Origin of the sequence: Parafannyhessea sp., assembly GCF_051876455.1 — a bacterium.
Lineage (GTDB): Bacteria > Actinomycetota > Coriobacteriia > Coriobacteriales > Atopobiaceae > Parafannyhessea.
In genome coordinates, this window is record NZ_JBJEHW010000043.1 from 1 (window position 1) to 5,053 (window position 5,053).

Below are 5,053 nucleotides of genomic sequence, written 5' to 3' on the forward strand. Positions count from 1 at the left end.
CGCCAGAAACCTAACGCACCAGGTGCACGTTGGCGACGTTGCCGTGGGTGGCGGCGCGCCCGTCTCGGTGCAGTCGATGTGCACGACGAAGACCTCTGATCCGCAGGCCACGCTCGCGCAGATAGAGGAGCTTGCAAAGGCGGGCTGCGAGATCATACGCGTCGCGATACCAAATGCGGGCGCACTCGACGGCTTCGAGGCGATCTGCGCGCAGAGTCCCCTGCCCGTGGTGGCAGACATCCACTTCGACCACAGGCTCGCCATTGAGGCCGCGCGCAGGGGAGCCGCGGCGTTGCGCATAAACCCGGGTAACATCGGCTCCTTCGAGCGCGTCGACCAGGTGATCGACGCGGCGGGCGAGAAGGGCATCCCCATTCGCATCGGCGTCAACGCGGGTTCGCTCGACCCAACGTACGCGGAACGCCAGGACCTTACGCTTCCGCAGAAGCTCGTGGCGTCCGCCAGGAGCTACGTTGACCACTTCGCCTCTCGTGGCTTCACGGACGTGGTGCTCTCCGCAAAGGCGCACTCCGTGCCCGTCACGCTCGAGACCTATCGCATGCTCTCGCGCGAGCTGCCCAGCATCCCGCTGCACGTGGGGGTGACGGAGGCCGGCACGCTCCGTCAGGGTACGGTCAAGAACTGCGCTGGCGTGGGCATCCTCCTCGAGCAGGGCATTGGCGACACGATGCGCCTCTCGCTCACGGCAGACCCCGTCGAGGAGGTCAACGTCGCATGGGACCTGCTCTCCGCCCTGGGGATGCGCCGACTCCACCCGGAGCTCGTGAGCTGCCCCACCTGCGGCCGCTGCCAGGTCAACCTCATCGGCATGGCCGACGAGGTCTCGCGGCGACTCGCGAAGGTCAAGGCGCCCATCTCGGTTGCGGTCATGGGCTGCGTCGTAAACGGCCCCGGCGAGTCCAGGGACGCGGACCTCGGCATCGCCTGCGGCCTCGGCAAGGGCGTCCTCTTCGAGAACGGAAAGCAGATTCGCACCGTCCCGGAGGACAGGATCGTTGACGAGCTCTTCTCGGAGATCGAGCGTCGCTACGGCGATGGGGCAAATCGGGACGTCAAGGACGACGCGGGCGAGAAGGACGCGTAGAATGTCGCGATAGTGTTCGTGCCGGCACGCGCCGGCTGGTCGTGAACTTGGAAGGAAGTACGTTGAGAAAGTACATGCAGATGTCGAGGCTCTACGCCCCGACCCTCAAGGAGGACCCCAGGGAGGCCGAGCTCGCGAGCCACAAGCTGCTGCTTCGCGCCGGCATGATGCGTCGCGGCGCCGTGGGCCTCTATAGCTACCTGCCGCTCGCCTGGCGCTCCATCAACAAGATCGAGGACATCATCCGCGACGAGATGGAGGCCATAGACGCTCAGGAGATGCAGGTCCCCATCCTCACCGACGGCGACCTCTGGCACCAGAGCGGACGCTGGAACGACTACGGTCCCGAGCTCATGCGCCTGAGCGACCGCTACGACCACGAGTACGCGCTCGGCCCCACCCACGAGGAGACGTTCACGGACCTCGTGCGCAACGAGCTCCGCAGTTACAAGCAGCTGCCCGTGACGCTCTACCAGATGCAGGACAAGTTCCGCGACGAGCGTCGCCCCCGCTTCGGCCTCATGCGCAGCCGCGAGTTCATCATGAAGGACGGCTACTCTTTCAGCGCCACGCAGGAGTCCCTGCAGGAGTGCTACGACCAGGAGAAGCAGGCCTACGCCAAGATTTGCGAGCGCGTTGGGCTTAGGGCACTGCCCGTCGTGGCGGACTCCGGCCAGATCGGTGGAGACACCTCCGTCGAGTTCATGGCGATCGCTGACGCGGGGGAGGCCGCCCTCGTCTACTGCGACGACTGCGGCTTCGCTGCCGACACCGAGGCGGCCACTGCCGCCATCAACCTCGTTGACGGAGAGGCCGGGGACCTCGAGAAGGTCGAGACGCCGGGTGCATCCACCATCGAAGCGCTGGCAAGGTTCCTCAACGTCCCCGAGGCGGGCACGCGCAAGGCGCTCGCCCTTGTCGACGGCGATGGCAAGCCCGTCGTCTGCTTCGTCCCCGGCGACCACGAGCTCAACGACGTCAAGGCCGAGCACGCCTTTGGCGCCTACCACATGATGACGGAGGACGAGCTCAAGGAGTTCGGCCTCGTCAAGGGCTTCATCGGGCCCATCGGCCTTCCCGAGGGGGTCCGCGCGTGCTACGACGTCTCCCTGAGGGAGTCCCAGTGGTGGGCCATTGGCGCCAACGAGCCTGGGTACCACTACGTGCACGCCAAGCCCGGCCGCGACTTCCAGATCGCTGACGGTGACTGGGTCGACATCATCACGGCCAAGGAGGGTGACGTCTGCCCCAAGTGTGGCGCTCCGCTCAAGGCTGCACGTGGCATCGAGGTCTCCCAGGTCTTCCAGCTTGGCACCAAGTACTCTGCAGCCATGGGTGCCACGTTCATGGACGAGGACGGCGTGGAGAAGCCCCTCATCATGGGCTGCTATGGCATCGGCATCAGCCGCACGCTGCAAGCCATCGTCGAGCAGCACCACGACGAGCACGGCATCATCTGGCCGGTGAGCGTCGCCCCGTACGAGGTCGAGGTCATTCCGCTGGACGTCCACGACGACCTGGTCTGGCCCGTGGCAGACAAGGTCGCCAGCCAGCTCGTGGACCTTGGAATCGACGTCCTTGTGGACGACCGCAAGGAGCGCCCCGGCGTCAAGTTCAACGACGCCGACCTCATGGGCATGCCCTACCAGGTGGTCTGTGGCAAGAAGGCCGTCAAGAACGGCAACGTCGAGCTCAAGAACCGCGCGACCGGCGAACGCACGGAGGTTGCCATCGACAAGGTGGCCGCCCTTCTCGCCCAGAAGGTCAAGGCCCAGAGGGCGTAGTACCCGGGCCATTGCGTGTGACAGGCAATCGAATGCGGCCGCATCCCTCGGGAGGCGGCCGCTTTTTGGAGAAGATCATGGACTACAAGGAGATGGCGGCGGCCGCACGCGGCAACATGGGACCCTGGTGCAAGGCGTGCCCCGTTTGCAACGGACGCGCCTGCGGATCGCACATGCCGGGACCGGGCGCCAAGGGCACGGGCACCGTCGCGACGCGTAACTACGAGGCGTGGCAGCGGGTGCTCGTGCAGATGGACACCATACACGATCGGTTCGAGGCGGACACCTCCGTCGACTTCTTTGGCAGGAGGCTTTCCGTTCCCGTCATGATCGGCCCGCTGGGTGACGTGAAGTTGCACTATGGCGACAAGTGGGAGATGGAGGACTACAACTCCTGCATCCTCAACGCGGCATCAGAGGCCGGCTCGCTCGCGTGGACCGGTGACGGCATGGTCGCCGCGATACACGAGTCCGCGGTTCGCGACATCAAGAGACTCTGCGGGCGGGGCGTCACGACGATCAAGCCCTGGAACATGGAGACCGTCATGGCAAAGCTCGAGCTCGCGCTCGACGCGCGCCCAGCGGCCATCGCCATGGACATCGACGCGGCGGGGCTTCCCTTCCTCAAGGGGTTCGAGCCGCCTGCCGGTCCCAAGACAACCTTTGAGCTCGCACGCATCGCGGACGCTTGCCACGCGGCGGGGACGCCCTTCGTCCTCAAGGGGGTCATGTCAGTACGCGGCGCGCGCAAGGCCGTGGAGTCCGGCGCGGACGGCATCGTGGTGAGCAACCATGGCGGAAGGGTGCAGGACGGCGTCCCCGCAACGGCGGACGTCCTTCCCGCCATCGCGGACGAGGTGGGCGAGAAGGTCACGGTCCTCGTCGATGGGGGCATCCGCACGGGTCTGGACGTGTTCCGCGCGCTGGCCTTGGGCGCCGACGCGTGCCTGGTTTGCAGACCGTTTGCCGTTGCCACGTATGGCGCGGGTGAGGAAGGCGTTCGCGACTACCTTGGCCAGCTCGCGCGCGAGCTGGGCGACACCATGGAGATGTGCGGGGCCGAAACGACCAAGGACATCGACCGAGCCATGCTCGCGTAGTGTCTTGAGGCTGATCGCTCAAAAAATATCCAAGGTTGGAATCCGTGTTGTCGCAGGTAAAAGCGTCGTAAGCCAGCAGACGGAAAACTATTTTGTGTTTGGACGAACTTCTCGCCTTTACAGGGGCACTTGTTCTGTTAGTATAGCTACCGCACTGAGGGGCGATTAGCTCAGGGGTAGAGCACTTCCTTCACACGGAAGGGGTCGCTGGTTCAAATCCAGCATCGCCCACCATAATGATTGTCAGGTCGAGCAGGGTCTCTTGTTCGACCTTTTTTGTAACCGTACTACAGACGCCCGTGGGAACCAGGACCATGCCATCGGTGGGATTCCGAAAAGAGGACCGTCCCGCAGCGACATGCCCACGGGACGGTCTATGGGAATTCCATGCTAGGGGAGAGGCGCCCATATTTCTCGCCCGCCTTCGCGAGGTCGAGCTACTTTGCCTCGAGGATCGTGACGACCTTCTTGGCGAGCACGAAGACGAGAAGGGCCATCACGACGCACGTGGAGCCCACGAATACCTCGGCCATGGACTTCTGTGGCGCAACGAGGATGTAGGCGGCGCAGAAGAACATGACGAGCACCATGACCGAGCTCAGTTTCCTGATGTGGTCCGCGTTCGAGGGCACGTTGATCTGGCGCGCGCAGTGGAAGCCCATGTAGGTGCAGAGCACGCCGTCTATGAGCGCCACGTAGGCGCGGGGGTTCATGTGGTTGACCACGATGAGCGCGATGGAGCAGACGGTGGAGAGAAGTCCCACCACGAGGGATATGATGCAGACGATCTTGAGCTTCTTGCACGCGTCGTTCATTTCTGTCTCCGTTCGGATTGGATTTCATCTTTCCCGCGCGCCGGAGCGGCGGCGGAGGGCGTCGCGTTTGGACCTGGCGTGCGCCCAACTGAAGGTTTCCCGCATAGGATGCAGTGTAGCGGTTTGTGAAGGAATTTCACAACTGATGTGCGGCCGCGGCGAAGTCAAAATTTCCGCTTGACCGGGTTGGCGACTTTGGTAATATATCCCTCGCACCAACGAACGGGGAATTAGCTCAGTTGGGAGAGC

At 64.1% G+C, this 5,053-nt stretch carries 4 protein-coding genes and 1 tRNA gene; 4 read left to right on the forward strand and 1 reads right to left on the reverse strand.

Annotated elements, in window-relative coordinates; all coding sequences use genetic code 11:
- The 4 genes from ispG to ACI38Z_RS02090 all read left to right on the forward strand — a co-directional run.
- On the forward strand, nucleotides 1-1,105 hold a 1,105-nt coding region (gene ispG, locus ACI38Z_RS02075; protein WP_439788528.1), incomplete at its 5' end, for a flavodoxin-dependent (E)-4-hydroxy-3-methylbut-2-enyl-diphosphate synthase.
- 74 nt (nucleotides 1,106-1,179) lie between these two features.
- Nucleotides 1,180-2,889 carry a proline--tRNA ligase gene (locus ACI38Z_RS02080; RefSeq protein ID WP_439788531.1) on the forward strand — a complete coding sequence of 570 codons (1,710 nt, stop codon included), beginning with the start codon at nucleotides 1,180-1,182 and terminating at the stop codon, nucleotides 2,887-2,889.
- A 77-nt stretch (nucleotides 2,890-2,966) separates the two neighbouring features.
- The gene (locus tag ACI38Z_RS02085; protein ID WP_439788529.1) at nucleotides 2,967-3,989 is read left to right on the forward strand and encodes an alpha-hydroxy-acid oxidizing protein; all 1,023 of its coding nucleotides are present in this window, start codon (nucleotides 2,967-2,969) and stop codon (nucleotides 3,987-3,989) included.
- Nucleotides 3,990-4,148: 159 nt separating this feature from the next.
- Nucleotides 4,149-4,223: transfer RNA gene (locus ACI38Z_RS02090), tRNA-Val, on the forward strand.
- A 203-nt stretch (nucleotides 4,224-4,426) separates the two neighbouring features.
- Here the strand turns inward: ACI38Z_RS02090 and ACI38Z_RS02095 are convergent.
- Complete coding sequence (locus tag ACI38Z_RS02095) at nucleotides 4,427-4,804, reverse strand: hypothetical protein (RefSeq protein ID WP_439788530.1); 378 nt, start codon at nucleotides 4,802-4,804, stop codon at nucleotides 4,427-4,429.
- Between the last annotated feature and the right edge of the window lie 249 nt (nucleotides 4,805-5,053).